14 protein-coding genes are annotated in these 14944 nt (G+C 61.6%); 8 read left to right on the forward strand and 6 right to left on the reverse strand.

Annotated features, from left to right (window positions below):
* Together E7T06_RS19325 and E7T06_RS19330 are read right to left on the reverse strand one after the other, a co-directional pair.
* The gene (locus tag E7T06_RS19325) at positions 1 to 666 is read right to left on the reverse strand and encodes a metalloregulator ArsR/SmtB family transcription factor (protein ID WP_136367396.1); all 666 of its coding nucleotides are present in this window, start codon (positions 664 to 666) and stop codon (positions 1 to 3) included.
* A complete protein-coding gene (locus tag E7T06_RS19330) occupies positions 663 to 1751 on the reverse strand; it encodes an Mrp/NBP35 family ATP-binding protein (protein WP_136367397.1) in 1089 nt (362 codons plus the stop codon). Before E7T06_RS19330 ends, E7T06_RS19325 begins: the two co-directional genes overlap by 4 nt.
* Positions 1752 to 1945: 194 nt before the next feature.
* Here E7T06_RS19330 and E7T06_RS19335 point away from each other — a divergent pair, with 194 nt between their 5' ends.
* The 3 genes from E7T06_RS19335 (at position 1946) to E7T06_RS19345 (ending at position 4999) form a co-directional block, all read left to right on the forward strand.
* The gene (locus tag E7T06_RS19335) at positions 1946 to 2977 is read left to right on the forward strand and encodes a GntG family PLP-dependent aldolase (RefSeq protein WP_136367398.1); all 1032 of its coding nucleotides are present in this window, start codon (positions 1946 to 1948) and stop codon (positions 2975 to 2977) included.
* 167 nt (positions 2978 to 3144) lie between these two features.
* Entirely contained in the window at positions 3145 to 4173 is a 1029-nt protein-coding gene (locus E7T06_RS19340; RefSeq protein WP_136367399.1) for a type II CAAX endopeptidase family protein, read from the forward strand.
* Between the two features lie 79 nt (positions 4174 to 4252).
* The gene (locus tag E7T06_RS19345) at positions 4253 to 4999 is read left to right on the forward strand and encodes a hypothetical protein (protein WP_136367400.1); all 747 of its coding nucleotides are present in this window, start codon (positions 4253 to 4255) and stop codon (positions 4997 to 4999) included.
* 78 nt (positions 5000 to 5077) lie between these two features.
* On the opposite strand, the gene E7T06_RS19350 is transcribed toward E7T06_RS19345, so the two are convergent.
* The 3 genes from E7T06_RS19350 to E7T06_RS19360 all read right to left on the reverse strand — a co-directional run bounded on the left by E7T06_RS19350 (position 5078) and on the right by E7T06_RS19360 (position 9064).
* Positions 5078 to 5584, reverse strand: a complete 507-nt coding sequence (locus tag E7T06_RS19350; protein WP_136367401.1) for a DUF456 domain-containing protein — start codon at positions 5582 to 5584, stop codon at positions 5078 to 5080.
* A gap of 76 nt (positions 5585 to 5660) precedes the next feature.
* Positions 5661 to 6341 (reverse strand): NUDIX domain-containing protein, encoded by a 681-nt coding sequence (locus E7T06_RS19355; protein WP_136367402.1) that lies wholly within the window; start codon positions 6339 to 6341, stop codon positions 5661 to 5663.
* 371 nt (positions 6342 to 6712) lie between these two features.
* The gene (locus tag E7T06_RS19360) at positions 6713 to 9064 is read right to left on the reverse strand and encodes an amylo-alpha-1,6-glucosidase (RefSeq protein ID WP_136367403.1); all 2352 of its coding nucleotides are present in this window, start codon (positions 9062 to 9064) and stop codon (positions 6713 to 6715) included.
* A gap of 233 nt (positions 9065 to 9297) precedes the next feature.
* Between E7T06_RS19360 and infC the strand changes: the two genes are divergently transcribed.
* The 5 genes from infC (at position 9298) to thrS (ending at position 13824) form a co-directional block, all read left to right on the forward strand.
* Complete coding sequence (gene infC, locus E7T06_RS19365) at positions 9298 to 9945, forward strand: translation initiation factor IF-3 (RefSeq protein ID WP_136367404.1); 648 nt, start codon at positions 9298 to 9300, stop codon at positions 9943 to 9945.
* Between the two features lie 277 nt (positions 9946 to 10222).
* Positions 10223 to 10468, forward strand: coding sequence for a glutaredoxin domain-containing protein (locus E7T06_RS19370; RefSeq protein WP_136367405.1), 246 nt, complete (start codon positions 10223 to 10225; stop codon positions 10466 to 10468).
* A 149-nt stretch (positions 10469 to 10617) separates the two neighbouring features.
* Positions 10618 to 11016, forward strand: a complete 399-nt coding sequence (locus tag E7T06_RS19375; protein ID WP_136367406.1) for a DUF805 domain-containing protein — start codon at positions 10618 to 10620, stop codon at positions 11014 to 11016.
* A 167-nt stretch (positions 11017 to 11183) separates the two neighbouring features.
* A complete protein-coding gene (locus tag E7T06_RS19380) occupies positions 11184 to 11582 on the forward strand; it encodes a DUF805 domain-containing protein (RefSeq protein ID WP_136367407.1) in 399 nt (132 codons plus the stop codon).
* Between the two features lie 292 nt (positions 11583 to 11874).
* Positions 11875 to 13824 carry a threonine--tRNA ligase gene (thrS, locus tag E7T06_RS19385; protein ID WP_136367408.1) on the forward strand — a complete coding sequence of 650 codons (1950 nt, stop codon included), beginning with the start codon at positions 11875 to 11877 and terminating at the stop codon, positions 13822 to 13824.
* A gap of 74 nt (positions 13825 to 13898) precedes the next feature.
* Here the strand turns inward: thrS and E7T06_RS19390 are convergent.
* Positions 13899 to 14944: thioredoxin domain-containing protein (locus E7T06_RS19390; RefSeq protein WP_136367409.1), on the reverse strand; the 1046-nt coding region annotated here is incomplete at its 5' end.

Raw genomic sequence — 14944 nt, forward strand, 5'->3', positions numbered from 1 at the left:
TCAGGGGCCGATCCGGTACAGGCAAGTGCTTTGGCCGCAGGCGATCCGCGTTTCACGGGTCATAGGCACGCCCAGCAAGTCTTGATACATGGTCAGTTCGCTCACGCAGAGTTCCTGAAATTGCCGCGCCACCGTGAGGTTGGGACAGTTGCGTTTGCTGACCAGCCACGTGTCGCCTTCCTGCTCCAGCACGGCGTCAAAGCCCATTTCGCACAGCACGCGCACAAAGGCCTGAACGCGCATGGGCAGGGGCGCAGACAGCGGCACTTCGGCCTGAAGGCGGGCGGCAATTTCGGCGCTACGGGCATCGAAGACCTGCATCACGGCTCCCTGCCCAAACAGGTGCTGCACATGCCTCAGCACATCTACGCACAGACCCGAATAGGTTTTGGGAAACGACGCCTCGCCCTGATCGGTGAGGGCAAACACATGCTGGGGCCGCCCGCGTCCGCCGGGGCGCTCGGTGCGCGACTCGATCAGGCCGCCGTCTTGCAGGTCACACAGGTGGCGGCGGGCGGCGGGCACGCTGACTTCCAGCTTGTAGGCCAAGTCCTGCGCAGTCTGGGGGCCGTGCCGCTTAATCAGTTCCAGCAGGCGCGTTTTGGTGCGCTCCGGGGCGGGCAGCGGCGTTGGCAGCGAAGTGAAGGGAGCGGCGGCGAGGCTCATACGACGGTGAGTTGGTCGGGCAAGTTGGCCAAGTCCTGTTGCAACGACTGCGCCATAGAGCGCACGCTGACCTGTCCGGCAAGGTTGCGGGCAATCTGGATCAGGGCCGCCGAAGCCACCGAATCTGGGTGCGCCAACACCGCAGGCACCCCCGCATCCGAATCTTTACGGACTTCCATGTCTATCGGCACTTCACCCAGCAGCAAGTGTTCGGCCCCTAACTTGCGCGAGCCGCCGCGCCCGAACAGGTCGTAGGTCAGGCCGGTATCGGGGGCCACGAAGTAACTCATGTTTTCCACGATGCCCAGCACGGGCACACTGGCTTTGCGGAACATATCGATGGCCCGCGCGGCGTCGATCAGGGCCACGTCTTGCGGCGTCGTCACGATCACGGCTCCGGTGACCTGCACCGTCTGCGTCAGGCTGAGTTGCACGTCGCCCGTACCCGGTGGTAAGTCCACGATCAGGTAATCGAGGTCGCCCCACGCGGCATCTTTCAGGAATTGCTGGACGGCGCTGTGCAGCATCGGCCCACGCCACACGAGGGCTTGCCCCGCCGGAGACAGGTTCGCCATAGAAATAAAGCGGACGCCGTGCGCTTCGATGGGCTGCATTTTGCGCTCGGCGTTGGCAGTGACTTTGGCCGCGCCCTGCCCCATCATGTGCGCCACCGAAGGGCCGTACACGTCGGCGTCCAGCAGGCCCACTTTGGCTCCGTCGCGGGCGAGGGCGGCGGCGATATTCACGGCCACGCTGCTTTTGCCCACGCCGCCTTTGCCGCTGCCCACCAGTAAGACATGCTTCACACCGGGCAAGGCAGGCTGAGAGGGCGCACGCACCATCGCCCCGAAAGTCACGACGACATCGGTGATTCCGGGCACGGCCATCACCGCTTCACGCACGTCGCCCTCAATCTTGCCTTTCAGCGGGCAGGCGGGCGTGGTCAGATTCACCTTCACGGCGGCCACACCGCCCGACACTTCGGCCCGTTCGATCATGCCCAGCGACACCAGATCGCGGTGCAATTCCGGGTCGTTCACGGTTTTCAGGGCTTCCATTACGGCGTCCAACGCGGGGTCACGCATACTCCGCCATCATGACGGGTGCGGGGCGGGGGGGCAACTCATGGCCTTACAGTAGGGGCCGTGAGTGGATCGTGGATCGTGGCGATGTGAAATGAATCTCTAGGGTTGTTGCCAAAGTTCAGCGCAAAAAATATTAATGCTCTCTCCCGCCGCGCTTTTCCCACGATCCATGATCCACCCTCTACACTCCTTTCATGCCCCCAGCCCCCCTGATTGCCGACCTCCGCTCCGACACCGTGACCACGCCCACGCCCCAGATGCGGGCGGCGATGGCAGAGGCGGCGGTGGGCGACGACGTGTACGGCGAAGATCCCACCGTGAACGCCTTGCAACAGGAAGTGGCCCGCCTGACCGGACACGAAGCAGGGCTGTTTATGCCGTCTGGCACGATGACCAATCAGGTGGCTATTGCGCTGCACACTCAGCGCGGGCATGAAGTGATCTGCGCGGAAGGCAGCCACATCTATGAATGGGAACTGGGCATGATGGCCGCGTTTAGTGGCGTGGTGCCGCGCTTTGTGCCTGCGCCGCTGGGTATTCCTGACCCGGAAGGGGTGCGGGCTGCCGTGCGCCGCTCCATTCACCAGTCTCCCAGCGGCCTGATCAGCCTGGAGAATACACACAACAAGGCGGGCGGCACGATTATTCCATTAGAGGTACTGGCCGGAATCCGCGTTGTGGCCGATGAGGAAGGCTTGCCGCTGCACCTCGACGGCGCACGGGTCTTCAATGCCGCCGCCGCTCTAGACGTACCGCTGTCCGACATCACCAGCCACTTTGATACGGTCAGCGTGTGCCTCAGCAAAGGGTTGGGTGCCCCAGTAGGCAGCGTGCTGGTGGGCAGTAAAGTGCAGATGGCACAGGCGCACCGCTACCGCAAGATGATGGGCGGGGGCATGCGTCAAGCCGGAATCTTGGCCGCTGCCGCGTTGGTAGCCCTGCAAGACGGCCCCGCCCTGCTGAAAGAAGACCACCGCCGCGCCCGCCAACTGGCCGAAGCCCTCGCCGAAGCCGGATTCGCCGTGAATCTGGCCGCCGTGCAGACCAACATCATCTATGCCACCCTGCCCGACGCCGCTGCCCACGCCGCACGCTGGGCCGCCGCCGGGGTGCATGCCAACGCGCTCGGCCCCGATTCGGTGCGCTTCGTGCTGCATCACCAAGTCAGCGATGAGGCGCTGGAGCGGGCGATTGGGGTGCTGACTGTGGCTGTGGTGCAAGCCTAGGAGAACGTGGAGGGTAGATCGTGGATCGTGGGAAAGGCGCGGTGGGAAAGAGATATTGAGTCTTGGTGATGAGCTTGGCGAGAATCCCAGTGAAGCCATTCTTATCACCACGATCTACGATCCACCTCCCACGTTCCACCCCCGCTCTCCGCGCTAGGCTGGCTCCCATGACGGCCCCGGACGCCCCTTCCACGCCACCCCAAGCACCGCCCGAGTCACCTGCTCCGCTGTGGCCCACCGATCAGACTCCGGTGAGGCCGCCCACCGATTCCGGCATTCGGGCGGTAGACGGCAACCGGGCCGCGCTGACCCTGCTGCTGACCCAAAATGTGGTGTCGGCGGTGCTGATGTCTCAAGGCGTGCCACTAGGCACAGCCTTACTGCTGTCGTTTGTTGCCAACCTCATTCTGGCCCTGACCATCTTTCGGCCCAGTATGCGGGCGTTGGTGCAAGATTCGCGTTGGCGCACGCCGCCGTCTTGGGGCCTAGCCATTGCCGCCTTTGTGCTGGCCTTCCTTGCGTCGCGGGCTTTCGCCTTGTTTTTTGTGGTGCTGTTTCCTTCCGGAGCTGGGGCCATTCCGCAGTTCTTGACTCAGGGGCCGGATTTGTGGGCGCTGCTGCTGGCGGCGGGCCTGCTGATTCCCCTAGCCGAAGAAGTGGCCTTCCGGGGCCTGATGATGCGCGGGCACGAGCGGGCGGCAGGCTTTACGGTGGCGGCCATCACGGTCAGTGTGGCTTTTGCGGTGGCGCACGGTGTCCCGGCCAGCATAGCGGGGATTTTGCCGCTGGCCTACGCACTGGCCCGCCTCGCCCAACATACGGGCAGTCTCTGGAACGGCGTGATCGTCCACGTCCTCAACAACTCTATTGCCATAGGGCTGGGGGCATTTTTGGCTGGCCGCAACTTGCCCGATCCTACCGAAAGCGGCGATCTGCTCCGCAATTCCGCGCTCACCGTTCCGCTAGCTTTGGGGGCGCTGCTGTTTGGCGGCGTGGTGATGGTGGTGCTGCACTTGTGGCTGGTGCCCAAACCCGATCCGGCGGTCAAGAGTAGGCCGGGGCCTTGGCTCAGTGCGGCGTATGTGGCGGTGCTGCTGTTTGGGGTGCTGGCCGCCCTGCTGACCCTGCCTGCTGTGGCTCAGGCTCTTGCCGACCTGCAAACCACTATCAGGGCGCTTCCGAGCAGCAGGCCATGACCAGCCTGAGCAGGCACATTCCTAAGATGCACCCTCCCACTATCAACACTCCATCTGTTCATCCCCTACAGTAAGCCCGATGTCCCGCCCCTCCCGCCGCCCGCGTAAATTGAAACCCGCTCCGATTATTCCGCCGCCCGCCAGCGATCCTGCACCCCTGCCCATAGACCTGCTGACTGGGCCGCGTGGATTTGGCACACAACTCGCCAAATCCGAGCCGATCTGGTGGCGTTACTGGGCGGCGGTGATAATCCCAGCCGTGTTGTCGGGTGTGGCCTACGCGCTGCTGGTGCGGCCCGCCGCGAATCTGGCCGCCGAACTCACCAAAGCTGCCTCGCCGCCCCTGATCGTGCATGTCACCAACGCCTTCGGTAGCGTCTTTTTAACCGTGCTGACCTTCGCCATCATGTGGGGTTTGGGGCGACTGGGCGCGGGCCGGGGCCAAAGTCTGCGTGGCAGCCGCGTGCCAGAGATCTTTAGTGCCTCGTTTGCCCTGCTGGTGCCGCTGTATCTGCTGGTCATCGTGCTAACCCTCAGTACACCCGCTGGTGCGTGGGTTCCTGCTGGCCCGGCGCTGGCGGCTGCGGGCCAGAATCCTCGTCTGATTCAGCTGGCGGCGCTGGCTTCTGCCGCCCAAACGTCTGGCGCACTGGCACTGGGAATCGTGACTGTTTTGGGAACGGTGGCCCAGTGTGTGTTGGCTTTCTTCGCTCTGCGGCAAACGGTAGGAAATACCGGGCGGGCTGCATTGGGGGCCTTGTTGCCGCTGCTGCCCGCTTTGTTGGTGGGCTTTATCGCCATCGCACCGCTGCTGCTGGCCCGCTGAACGAATAAAAACAAAGAACAATGAACAAGAAATACAGGCTCCGGCGCATTGGCTGGAGCCTGTGTTTATCCCTCAGTCTTACCCAACCACACTCTTAGCGGGTTCCCACAAGCGCCACAGTTCGTAAATGCCGATCAAGAGGTGAAGCACCACTTTGGCTATCAGCCCAGTCAGCAGGCCTACCAGCGTGCCCCACGCCGCCCGAATGGCTTCCGGCACAGGCTTCCTCACAATGAACAATTCAGCAATCAGCGCCCCGGCCAATGGCCCCACGATCAGGCCGAAGGGAATGATGGGCAGAATCCCCACCAATCCGCCGATGAGTGCGCCCCACACGGCCTGTTTGCTACCTCCGTATTTTCGTGCCCCCCAAGCACTGGCGACATTGTCCACCATAGAAATCAGAATGGTAATAACGGCGAAGGTAAGTAGGAAGGGAAGGTCAGGCCAGACCTGAAAGCCGTCCAGCAGGGTGGCGGCCACCGTTCCGGCAAAAATGATGATGGTGGCGGGGACGGCAGGAATAAAAGTGCCGATCATGCCCAAGACCCACGCGACAAGGAAGATTAGAAAAGCAAGACTCATACGCTGTGCGGGTACGCGGAAACTGGGGCGAGGGTTCCGGCGGGGCTGGGGTAGAGCGCCGGATTACAGCACCGGATTAGAGGGCCGCCACCCGCGCATTCTTGGCCCGTTTGTACAACTGGGCAGGCCGCCCTACGCCGCTGCGCCGTTCTCCACTGGGGGTCAGGATGCCCAAAGTCAGCAGCCGTTTGCGGAAATTGCGCTTGTCCAGCTTGCGGTCTAAAATCGCCTCGTACACGCCCTGCAATTCGGGCAGCGTAAAGGTGTCGGGCAAAAATTCTAGGGCAAGGTTGGCATATTCGAGGCGCAGTTGCAGCCGTTTGATGGCCCTATCCAAAATCAGGTGGTGATCGAAAGCCAGCGGCGGCGGCTGATGGGCGCTGAGCCACGCCGCGCCCAATGTATGCCCGCCCGCCGTAACACGCACCGTGCCGTGCGGCAACACCGCCAAGTGGGCCACGCTCACGATCCGGCCACGCGGGTCACGGTCTACCTCGCCAAAGGTATAAAACTGCTCTAGGTGGCGGGGTTCCAGTTGCACGGTGGTTTCGGTACGCAGTTCGCGCAGGGCCGCCTCGTGCAGTTCCTCGCCCCCATGAACAAAGCCGCCCGGCAAGGCCCAGTCGCGGGCGTGTGGCAATGCGCCGCGTTGCACCAGCAGCACCCGCAGTTCTCCGGCATGCATGGCAAACGCAGCCACATCCACGGCCAAGCCGACTTGCATGGCCTGCGGAGGAAGTTCGAGCGTGCCTGTCATACAGAATTGCGATGCGTTGGGGACGCATCCGAATGGAATGAGTGGCAACAAAGACGGGCTGGCGGCGATGTACGACTCTCCGGTACTGTTCCGGGGAGTCGGGAATCAGAGCAAGTCCGTATCATCTCCGGATGGTAGGGTTTGTGTCCGGGGTACGTCAAGGGCAAATCTGACGATAAGTGTAGAGGACAGTGGGGGGGTTTGGGCAACCACACGGAATGGATCGGCTCTTTTGGGTGTCAGACGGAATTAAAAAAGAGTCTTGAGCATCTTGGTGTTGCCCTCTCCACCTGTGGGACTGGGATAGCTTGCAGAGAGGGGCGTGCGAGCGGCGGCCCTGCCCTCTGTCAAAGAATCAATTCAAGCTCGTCTCAGTTCTGGTTCAGCGCGGCAGCCTCAGCGCGGGCCACCAGCACGTGCGCTCTGAGTACCTCGGCCACGCTCCACGCCTGAAAGGGGCAGCCACCGGGGGTCAGGCTGTCTCCGGCAAACACTTCAGAGACGTGACCCAGGCCCGCTTCCCAAATGTGCCCGGTCAGGCCCGCCAGTGCAGCGCGGGCGCGGCGCACTTCTCCCCGCGACAGCAGCACTTCTACAAACGCGCCCAGCGGCCAAGGCCACACCGTGCCCTGATGGTAGGCCGCGTCGCGCACCAGTTGCGGGCCGCCGTAGTTGCCCAAGTAATTTGGGTCAAGCGGCGAGAGGGTGTGCAGGCCCACCGCCGTCAGCAGGTGCGTTTCTATGTCCCGAATTACGGCGTCGATTTGGTCGGCGGTGGCGGGCGTATCGGGCAACGAAAGCGCAATGGCGGCGTTGGGGCGCACGCTCCAGTCGGGCTGCCAGTGGCCGTTGGTGTCCGGGGCCAAGAAGTCGGCTAGGGCCGCGCTGGGCGCACTAGGAACGCCGGGTGTGGTGGGAATGGTGGGCGGCTGGGACAAAGGCAGGGACACAGGCAAGAAGTCGGCGCTGTTGCCTAGGCCGCCCAGTTCGATGTTGCTCAGTCCCACATTCCCCAGTCCTATGCTGCTCAGGCCGATGCTGCCCATGCCGAACATCCCCGTAATTCCGTCCATGCCCAGCGGTGGGGGTGCGGGCGGGCCGACAAGGGTCGGATTCGGGGCGATCAGTTCTGGGAAGGTGCTGTCTGAGGAAGGCCTGTCCGGAGGAGCGTCGGCCTTCTGCTCTGTTCCCCACAGCGCCGCGAATCCCTGATGGGCGCGGCTCAGCATCTCTGCAAACATGGGGGCTTCACCTAGCGGGTCCGACAATCGGGCTTCGGCTCCCAGCGCGGCCAGCCAGAGCGCCTGAATTTCCACGGGTTTGCCGTGCCGGGGCGTCACCACCCAGTCCTTAATTTTCACGTCCATCCATGTCAGTTGTACGCCCGGTTCTCCGGCCCGCAGCAGGCCGTCGGTGGGGTCGGCGGCAATGCCGTGATCGGTGCCTTGCACATGCCAGCGCAACAGTTCGCGCAATTGTGGCAGGGCCGCCCGCGCAAAGGGGCCGTCGCCGGTGGTACGGGCGTACCGTTCCAGCGCCACCGCCAACCACAGCGCCCCGTCTACAGTGTTGTATCCCGCGCCCGTGCCGTCATCATGAAAATTATTGGGCGTCAGCCCTCGCCGCAGCGATCCCAAAAAGGTACTCAAGATGTCGCGGGCGTCTTCATATCTGCCCGTGACCAACGTCAGGCCCGGTAAGGCAATCATGGCGTCGCGGCCCCAGTCGGCAAACCACGGATAGCCCGCAATGACGCTGAGGCTGCGGGAACTGTTGCCCACGTTCACGCGCTGCACGAGGTAGGCGTCGGCGGCTACGGCCAAAGTCGCCACTACTTCGTCGCGCACGCCCGATGCTTGCCACGCTTGCTCGGCCAGTTGGCGGCGGCGCACGGCTTCCTCTGTGTAGGCGGCCCAAGGGTCTGAGATGGGCTTGGGTTCGGCTGCCCCCTGAACCACGCCCTGCACCACCACCGCCACTTGCCCGCCCCCCGCCGGAAACTGCACCTGCCACAGCGCCGCGCCCTGTGCGTAATCCACGTCCGGCTCTCCGCGTGCGGCGTCGTGGCGGTAATACACCCGCTGAGAAAAGGGGGCCGGGGTCAGCGCATCGGTGGTCACGCCCCCGCCCTGCGGCACATGCAGCGTGACCCGCGTTTCCCGCTCGCCCTGCACGCGCACCTGCCTTCCTCCCGGCTGCACGGCAAAGTCCAACTTGGGCGCGGCGCGGTGAACATGATGCATATCGCGGTCTACAAAAAATCCGCCCAGCGTCAGCGTCACGGGCACGCGGCTTTGCACGTCGTACAAGTACACCACCGCGCCGGAGTGCCGGGGCGCACACATCCGGCGGCGCACCCGCACCCCGCGCACCAACTGTTCTCGTTCGGGCAGCAAATCCCAAATCGTTGCGCCCGTCAGGGTTTCCAGCCCGCGCCCCTCGAACACACCCGGCGCAATTTCCAGCGCGTGCAGCGCACTGTCTTCCGCGCCTACCCGCAGCACCTCCAGCGGCGACACCAAGTGCGAATACCGGCGCACAGGAGGCTGCTGACTGACCGCCAAACCCGAGTAGCAGCGCGTGGGCACACCCGCCAAGCTGGACAGCGCGAATCCGCCGAGGCCATCGGTCAGCAGCACTTCTAAATCCGGGTTACGGGCGGCCAGTGGCCCAAACGTGTAGGCCGAGGCAGGATGGAGAGGGTTTGCGGGCGAACCGGTCATGGGTACAGCATGGCAGAGCGCCGAGAGGAGAGGGAAGGATAGGGCAGCACCCGGAGACAGCGCGACGCTCAATTCCAATAGTGCTTAATTTCTGATGAGTGGCCGATATGCCGGAAAAAGGCGGGGCGCGTGGTAAACTCAGGAGTCTGCCCACCCGGAAGTCTGGTTTAAGCCAGCAAGAGCTAGGTGGGCCACAGCCGCCCAGAGCGCCAGCGTGCGCCGGGCGTGCGGAGGTGATGAACATAGCGAAAGAACACAAGGTCAACGAGCAAATCCGCGTCCGTCAGATCAGGTTGATTGGTGACGGCGGCGAGCAGATCGGCATTATCGACACGCGTGATGCCATGACTATGGCCCGTGAAAAGGCTATGGATCTCGTCATGGTGAGTCCTCAGGCCGTGCCGCCCGTCTGCCGCCTGCTCGACTATGGCCGGTTCCGCTACGAGCAGCAGCAGAACGAAAAAGAAAACCGCAAACGCGTGCGGTCTCAGGAAGTCAAGGCCATCAAATTCCGTGTGAAGATTGATGACCACGACTTCGACACCAAAGCCGGACATGTGCGCCGCTTCCTGAACGAAGGCCACAAGGTCAAAGTGACCATCATGTTCCGTGGCCGCGAGCGCACACACCCCGAGTTGGGCGAGCGCATTTTGCACCGCGTGGCCGATACGCTGGCCGATGTAGGCGCACCCGAAGGGATGCCGAGCATGATGGGCATGGACATGAACATGATCATGACCCCCAAAGCTCCCCGCAAGGTAGACCCCCGCACCGCCGATATCGACTTGGAAGCGGGTCTGCCCACCGACATGTCAGACGACGCCGCCGTGCCCGAAACGGCAACTCCTGCGGCAACTTCCGAAGCCCCGGCTCAAGCCTAAGCTTCAGGTTCACTCCAACGGCCTGCCCTCGTGGTGGGCCGTTTTTTGCGTTGGGGCAGGGCAATCGCTGGCACTCACTTCACCCCCTCCCAACCTCCCCCCTCTCTTCGGGCTGTCCCAGTCAAGGGTGAGGAGCCAACCAAACTCTCTGCGCCTCGTTAGACCCTTAACCTATCCCCGCTTTGACTTTTGATGCTTTATTTTGTAAAGTATGAATAGCTCTATCAGGCGTCAGAAATGCTCTGGCTCCACCCACTCAACTTAGGAGGTTTCCCCCATGATCAAAATGTATACGACCACTTGGTGCCCCGATTGCCACGCTACCAAAGCCGCCCTCAAAAAGAAGGGACTGGAGTTTGAAGAGATCAATATCGAGCAAGACGCTAGCGCGGCAGAGTACGTGATGAGCGTGAACGGCGGCAAGCGCAGTGTGCCCACGCTGGTCAGCGGCGACGTGGCCGCCAGCCTCAGCGGATTTCGCCCGCAAAAGCTGGCTGCCTTCTTGGCCGAAGCCGGATTGTAAAAGCTCAAAACTTAGAGTGAGAGTTGTTGGGGCACGGTTCCTACTTGGGGCCGTGCTTCTTTCTTTGGCTAGACCAAGCTAGCCCACTGGGGCATACTTTCCCTTCTTTGCGGGCAGACAGCAAAAATAAATGACATGCTAGTTCAGATATGCAAGAATTTCTGACGGTATTGCTAAGATTCAAAGATTTTTCTGGACGCTCACGGCGGCGCGAGTATTGGATGTTTGTTCTCTTCAACTGGATTCGTACCCTTGTGATTGGATTCATTGATAGACGGCTTGGTCTGGATTTCGGCGTCGAAAACCTTCAGATCGGTATTTTGGGCGTAATTCAAAGTCTGATCCTGTTCATTCCCGGCCTAGCTGTCGGCATTCGTCGGATGCATGATATTGGCCGTTCTGGATGGTGGAGTCTTCTCGTCCTCATCCCTCTGATTGGCGGTATTTGGCTCATTGTTTTGGATGCGACTGACAGTGAACCCGGTAGCAATAAACGGGGGCCGAATCCCAAAGGAACCGCGCCAGTGCAGAGTGGCGCTTGGGGCTAAGCGGCAAGCACATAGGGCGGCCCACTAAAATCTCAGTTTCAGCGCAGCTTTCGCAAAGGCACGGTTCCTGTTCAGGGCTGTGCTTTTTGCGTTGGCTCAATCAGTTGGCCGCAAGCTGCCTCATATCTCTAACATGAGCTGAAAATAAGTGTCATGCTCATTTGGACATGAGGGAGTTTCTGACAGTTCTGCGTAGGTTCAAAGATTTTTCTGGCCGTTCGCGTCGGCGTGAATACTGGATATTTTTTCTGATTACTTCCATCACTTCTCTCGTGCTTAGGGTTTTGGATAGTGTGCTGGGGTTAGATTTTGGTGATGGCAATATCGAATACGGTGTTTTAGGTACTATTTACCTCGTAATTATCTTTATTCCCAGCTTAGCCCTGAGCGTCCGGCGTTTGCACGATACGGGCCGTTCGGGATGGTACTGGCTTATTGGCTTCATCCCCTTGGTGGGTGGGTTATGGATACTTGCTCGGAACGTGAGCGACAGTGAACCCGGCACCAATAATTGGGGGCCGAACCCCAAAGAAACCGCGCCAATGCAGGGCGGCGCTTGGAGCTAGCCCCCGTTAACTTGCCCCCGCCCCCCTTTGCCCGCTATCCTGACCTCATGAACTTCGCCGCACCACAACTCAGACCCGGACGTCCCGGTCTGTGGGGGCGCGGCGCGGTGCGGCAGCAAATGCCTCTGCCCAGCCTGACCACCCGAACTCTGCGCGCCTGAGAACCCACGCGGCTCTCAGGCGTTGTGTTGGCAAGGGGTGTGTTGACAAAGCTGGGCCGGGTTTTTTTTATGCCCCGTGCGGATTGATGCGCGGAGTGGGCAAGTAGGGACAGCAAGAAAAAGGAGCTTAAATGCACGTATTTTTACCCGATGGAAAACAACTGGACTTAGCAGCAGGCGCAACCGCGCTGGACGCTGCCAAAGCAATCGGCCCCCGCCTCGCGCAAGATGCACTGGCCGCCACCGCCAACGGCGACCTCGTAGACCTGATGACCCCGCTGCCCGATGGCGCACGCATCACGTTAATTACCAAGAAAAACCCCTCAGAGGCCGCGCCGCTGTTCCGGCACTCGCTGGGCCACGTCATGAGTCAGGCGGTGGGCGAGTTTTACGAACGCAAAGGCTTTGGCCCAGAAGCAGTCAAACGCGGCGTCGGCCCCAGCATCGAAAACGGCTTTTATCAGGATTTTGACCTGCCAGAGCCGTTGAAAGAAGAGGAACTCCCCCAAATCGAAGCCATCATGCGCGAGATTTTGGGCCGCAATCTGGAGTTTTCGCGGGCAGAAGTGAGCAAGGTTGAGGCGTTGGCCCGCTTTAGCTACGACCCCTACAAGGCCGAGCTGATCGGCGCTTTGCCGGAAGACGAGCCGATCACGTTCTATACGCAGGGCAGCTACACCGACCTTTGTCGGGGGCCGCACTTTCCCAGCACGGGCAAGCTCCCCGCCGCCTTCAAGCTGATGAGTACGTCGGGCGCGTACTGGCGCGGCAACGAGAAAAACCCGATTTTGCAGCGGGTGTACGGTGTGGCATTTGCGGCCCAAAAGGAACTGGACGAGTACCTGACGCGCTTGGAAGAAGCCAAGCGCCGCGATCACCGCAAATTGGGCCGCGAAATGGAACTGTTTGTCATCGACCCGCTGGTGGGGCGCGGCCTGCCGCTGTGGCTGCCCAACGGCACCATTCTGCGCGAGGAACTGATGCGGTTTCTGCGCGAACAGCAATTCCAGCGCGATTATCAGGGCGTCATCACGCCAAACATCGGCAACTTGGAACTGTATAAGACCAGTGGGCACTACCAGAATTACGGCGACAGCAACTTTAGCCCGATTACCGTGGACGACGAACAGTACATGCTCAAGCCCATGAACTGCCCTCACCATGTGCGGATTTACGCTTCCAAGCCGCGCAGTTACCGCGACCTCCCCGTGCGCCTCGCCGAATTCGGCACGGTGTACCGCTACGAGCAGTCCGGCGAACTGAACGGCCTGACGCGGGTGCGCGGTTTCACGCAGGATGACGCCCACATTTTCTGCCGCCCCGATCAACTTAAAAAAGAGTTTTTGGATGTGCTTGACCTGACGGTGCTGGTGCTGAAAACCTTCGGTATGAACGACGTGCGCTTCCGGGTGGGCACCCGTGACCCCGAAGGCACGAAGTACGTGGGCAGCGATGAAAATTGGGCCGCCGCCGAGCGCGGAATCATGGAAGCGGTGGAAGAAGTCGGCCTGCCCTACACCGTAGAACCCGGCGACGCGGCCTTCTACGGCCCCAAGCTGGACTTCGTGGTGCGCGACGTGATCGGGCGCGAGTGGCAGCTCGGCACCATTCAGGTGGATTACAACTTGCCCGAACGCTTCGACATTTCCTATGTGGGCGAAGACGGCGCGGATCACCGCCCGGTCATGATTCACCGTGCGCCGTTTGGCAGCCTAGAGCGCTTCGTGGGCATTCTGATCGAGCATTACGGCGGAGATTTCCCGCTGTGGCTGGCCCCGCGCCAAATCGCCTTGATTCCGATTGCCGACCGCCACAACGAGTACGCCGAGAGCCTCGCCGCCGAATTTAAGCGTGTGGGCCTGCGTGCCGAAGTGGACGATTCCACCAACCGCATGAACGCCAAGGTTCGCAACGCCGAACTCAGCAAGATTCCGGTGATGCTGGTGGTGGGCGATCAGGAGCAGGAGCGGCGTGAAGTCAGTGTGCGCGAACGGACGCCGGAAGGCCACAAGGAACGCAAAGGCGTCGGCTTTGATGCGTTGCTGGCCGAATTGCAGGAGCGCTACAACTCGCGGTCCTGAGCAGGAATGTAGGGGGTGGATCGTGGAACGTGGTCAGAGCTTTTCACCACGATCTACGATCCACTTTCTAGGCTTTAGCGAAAGCTCTGAAGCCGCTGCCCGATTACCGTTCCCGCGCTGGGTTTGGCCGTCGTGATGGCCCGCACCGTCGCCAGTTCTTCGGCATCGGTGTAGTCAGCCAACTTCACGCCGTTCAGGAAGACGGTGGGCGTGCCCTGTACGGCGACTTGTTTGCCCACCGCCAGTTGCGCCTCTACGCTCGGTTTCTTGCTGTGGCTGGCAAGGCAAGTCTTGAACGCGGAGGTATTGAGTCCAGCAGTTTTGGCATACGCATTGAAGCTGGAGTTGGCCGCAACAACGACTTGCGGCGTCCACTCGCTGAAGCGAGCAAACAGCACCTCGGCGTAAGTGCCGAACTTGCCCTGCGCCCCGGCGCACTCGCTGGCTTCGGCGGCGGCATAGGCATTCTTGTGGAAGGACAGCGGGAATTGGTAGTGCAGCACGCGGTATTCGGTGGGCTTGGCCTTCCAGCCCACCAGCGCCGTGTCCCACAACTGCTTGCAGTACGGGCACTGAAAATCGCTGAAAATCCGGATGACGTTGGGTGCGCCCACGTTGCCTAGCGCATTGGTAGTGGCGGGAAAGATGCTGTCGGGCTGAATGTTCACGGCGGCATACACGTTCCAGCGGGCCGCCGCGCTCGTGCCAGTCAACTTCACGGCAATCACATCTGCGCCCGAATCGTCTGTGGTTTCCACGAATCCAGCGCGGGCAGTGGCCTGAAATTTGGGGTCATTGAAGGTCTTGACCAATCCGGCCAGATTTTCTTCGGGGCTGCCCCACGCGGCCAATACGGCGCGGGCGGCGTCCTCGGCGTTGCCCAGCGCGGCATCGGCCAGCACGCCCACCGTGCGCCCGCCCACCACGTCCAACGTAATTTGGAATCGCCGCGAGTCAGGGTGCTTCCGGCCAAAGCAAAAGGCTTGAGAATGACCTGTGCCTGCGTTGCGGCTGCGGGTTGCAGCAATTGCGCCTGTGCTGGGGCCAACGCGCAGAGGAGGCCCACTGATACGGACTCCGATTAGTTGGTTGATAGAGGCCACCAGTGGAAGAGGGTGTG

Origin of the sequence: Deinococcus sp. Arct2-2 (genome assembly GCF_004801315.1) — a bacterium.
GTDB lineage: Bacteria > Deinococcota > Deinococci > Deinococcales > Deinococcaceae > Deinococcus.

Coding starts and splice junctions, on each gene's coding strand:
- E7T06_RS19335 (WP_136367398.1), top strand. CDS start 1,946: ATGCCCCCAGCCCCCCTGATTGCCGACCTCCGCTCCGACACCGTGACC.
- E7T06_RS19355 (WP_136367402.1), bottom strand. CDS start 6,341: ATGACAGGCACGCTCGAACTTCCTCCGCAGGCCATGCAAGTCGGCTTG.
- E7T06_RS19360 (WP_136367403.1), bottom strand. CDS start 9,064: ATGACCGGTTCGCCCGCAAACCCTCTCCATCCTGCCTCGGCCTACACG.
- E7T06_RS19370 (WP_136367405.1), top strand. CDS start 10,223: ATGATCAAAATGTATACGACCACTTGGTGCCCCGATTGCCACGCTACC.
- E7T06_RS19350 (WP_136367401.1), bottom strand. CDS start 5,584: ATGAGTCTTGCTTTTCTAATCTTCCTTGTCGCGTGGGTCTTGGGCATG.
- E7T06_RS19340 (WP_136367399.1), top strand. CDS start 3,145: ATGACGGCCCCGGACGCCCCTTCCACGCCACCCCAAGCACCGCCCGAG.
- thrS (WP_136367408.1), top strand. CDS start 11,875: ATGCACGTATTTTTACCCGATGGAAAACAACTGGACTTAGCAGCAGGC.
- E7T06_RS19380 (WP_136367407.1), top strand. CDS start 11,184: ATGAGGGAGTTTCTGACAGTTCTGCGTAGGTTCAAAGATTTTTCTGGC.
- E7T06_RS19330 (WP_136367397.1), bottom strand. CDS start 1,751: ATGCGTGACCCCGCGTTGGACGCCGTAATGGAAGCCCTGAAAACCGTG.
- E7T06_RS19345 (WP_136367400.1), top strand. CDS start 4,253: ATGTCCCGCCCCTCCCGCCGCCCGCGTAAATTGAAACCCGCTCCGATT.
- E7T06_RS19325 (WP_136367396.1), bottom strand. CDS start 666: ATGAGCCTCGCCGCCGCTCCCTTCACTTCGCTGCCAACGCCGCTGCCC.
- E7T06_RS19375 (WP_136367406.1), top strand. CDS start 10,618: ATGCAAGAATTTCTGACGGTATTGCTAAGATTCAAAGATTTTTCTGGA.